Source organism: Thermovirga sp. (assembly GCA_012523215.1).
In the GTDB taxonomy this organism is placed as follows: Bacteria; Synergistota; Synergistia; order Synergistales; family Thermovirgaceae; genus 58-81.
This window is the reverse complement of the sequence record JAAYIZ010000213.1, coordinates 1-2263: the sequence shown is the minus strand read 5'-3', so window position 1 is coordinate 2263 and position 2263 is coordinate 1. Positions and strand designations below refer to the sequence as shown.

Sequence of the window (2263 nt, the reverse complement as noted above, 5' to 3'; positions counted from 1 at the left end):
GAGTCGACCACGAGGAGCGTCTCCGTAGGCGAGAGAGCCTCTCCAAGGAAGGCCAGCTCCTCCATGAGTTGCTCATCGATATCGAGACGGCCGGCGGTGTCGAAAAGAATAACATCGTAAAGCCTCCCGGCCGCGTACTCCATTGCCCCCCGGGCAAGTTTTATTACGTCGGCTTCACCCTCGGAGGGACCGAAGAATCCTACCCCGGCCTGGCCGGCCAATATCCTCAGCTGTTCCGCCGCTGCAGGTCTCCTAAGGTCGCAGGCGACTACAAGGGGCTTGTGTCCGTCGGAGATCTTCATCGCTATCTTAACGCAGGTCGTCGTCTTGCCCGACCCCTGGAGACCGGCCAAAATGTACTTGGTTGGGGGCTTCGGGGAGAAGGAAAGCGATTGCCGCCCCGATCCCATCAGCGCCGCCATCTCCTCGTAGACGATGCCGATTACCTGCTGGGCAGGGGTGATCGAGTCGAGGACATCCTTCCCGACAGCCCGTCCGCGGATTCTTTCCACGAGGTCCTTCACGACGCGGAAGTTTACATCGCCCTCCAAGAGGGCTCTTCTGACATCCCTCATGGCGGTGGAGATATCTTCTTCCGTCAGTTTTCCCCTGCTCCTAAGGCCTTTAAAAACGGATTCAAGGCGTTCCCTGAGAGAATCGAACATGAACCGGATCAGTCCTCCCGTTCTTCTGGGGCCAGGATGGCCGCCAATTCATCAGCGGCTTCGGGCGGAATCCGCGACGAATAAACCCGGAGCCACCCCCGAAGTTGTTCCTGGCGCCCTTCCCACGCGGCCTCTTTCGTCGAAAAACCGAGCAACTCCTCCATTACGAGAAGGCGGTCCTTCGACCTCTGCACGAGGTCATGGGCGCCCTGCCGGGTGACCTCGAGTCTTTCAGCGACTTCCGAAAGCGACCAATCTTCCATGACATGAAGTCGGAAGGCCTCTCTCTGCTTATCCGTCAGGATAGCTCCATAAATATCGAAAAGGTGGGAGAACATCACCCTTTGCTCCACCGGATCGTTCAAGAGGGCACCTCCCCATGGGCACGAGAAATGATTATAGAAAGCCTCTCCCAGCCTGTCAAGTATAAACTCTTGACAGATATTTTGCGCAGGCCCAAAAGCGAACGAAATTGCCGGGAATCATTACCCCGGCAATGAATGGTTTTATTTCCACTGTCTTATTTCCAGGACTTTGTTTAAGGATCTTCCGAAGGCAATTCGCAAGGGAAACACCGTCAATAGCAAGGGCGACGAACTGTGAAGGCCAACGGGATGGACGACTCGCAACTTACTGCCTAATGCCCATGTTGATGCTCTCCGAAGGCCTTATCCTCGACCTGCTGAAGAAGGCTCCACAACATTGCCAAATCCTTCCTCCTGGAATCGATCAGGTGACCCAGGACGTGGCGGACCTCATCATCCTCGATGATATGATGCCTCGCGGCTAGTTCCGTCAGGGCGTCGAGCTCCTGGGATAAGGACTCTCTCAGGAGTTCCGCTATCGAAAGAGGGTCATCGGTGTGGCCGTGTCCCCCACCCTGGTCGGGTGTGATTACTCTGCACATGGTCATACCTCCTTTATCTTGGACTCGAAGAATAACACTTTCCGAGTATTATGTCATACGCCTGCTAAAAAGTCGCCCCGATTTTTCCACCGGGCTTTCCGGCGTTCTGATAAAATGAAGACCGCCCGTTGAAAATTCTGAAGGACAATGAATGCTGAAAGGGGTAATGCCTATGAACTCGGCCCAGGAGAAGAACCTCGAGGTAAGAAGGATCTACAATGAGCATCTCGGCAGCAGCGTGGTGAAGGCCCTGGAGGCCAACGGGTTCAAGGCGGGTTATGCGCCGACCTCCGAAGAAGCCGTCAAAAAGGTGCTGGAACTTGTTCCCGAGGGGTCGGTCGTAGGGGTCCCCGGGTCATCCACCATCCGCGAGTTGGGGTTGTTCGAGACTCTCCAGGCAAGGGGATGCAAGATATTCGAACATTGGGATCCGTCGCTGGCGCCGGAAGACAAGTCCCAGAGGCTGGAGGATGAGATCACCAGTGACATCTTCCTCTCCAGCTCCAACGGCGTCACCCTGAACGGGAAACTGGTGAACATCGACGGAACGGGCAACCGCGTGGCTGCCATGGCCTGGGCGAGGAACCGGATAATATTCGTGGTAGGCATCAACAAGGTCAGCCGCGATGTCGAAGCCGCCCTGCAAAGGATCAGGGACGTGGCCACGCCGCTCAACGCGATCAGCAAGGGT

The 2263-nt window shown here is 56.1% G+C and carries 4 protein-coding genes; 1 reads left to right on the top strand and 3 read right to left on the bottom strand.

Annotated features, from left to right (window positions below):
- The 3 genes from GX108_06170 to GX108_06160 form a co-directional block, all read right to left on the bottom strand.
- On the bottom strand, positions 1-665 hold a 665-nt coding region (locus GX108_06170), incomplete at its 3' end, for a signal recognition particle protein (protein ID NLO56622.1).
- A gap of 8 nt (positions 666-673) precedes the next feature.
- Positions 674-1030 carry a hypothetical protein gene (locus GX108_06165; protein NLO56621.1) on the bottom strand — a complete coding sequence of 119 codons (357 nt, stop codon included), beginning with the start codon at positions 1028-1030 and terminating at the stop codon, positions 674-676.
- 272 nt (positions 1031-1302) lie between these two features.
- Positions 1303-1572 carry a hypothetical protein gene (locus tag GX108_06160; protein NLO56620.1) on the bottom strand — a complete coding sequence of 90 codons (270 nt, stop codon included), beginning with the start codon at positions 1570-1572 and terminating at the stop codon, positions 1303-1305.
- A 172-nt stretch (positions 1573-1744) separates the two neighbouring features.
- Here GX108_06160 and GX108_06155 point away from each other — a divergent pair.
- The coding region (locus GX108_06155) for an LUD domain-containing protein (GenBank protein NLO56619.1) at positions 1745-2263 on the top strand (519 nt) is incomplete at its 3' end.

Coding starts and splice junctions, on each gene's coding strand:
- GX108_06160 (NLO56620.1), bottom strand. CDS start 1,572: ATGTGCAGAGTAATCACACCCGACCAGGGTGGGGGACACGGCCACACC.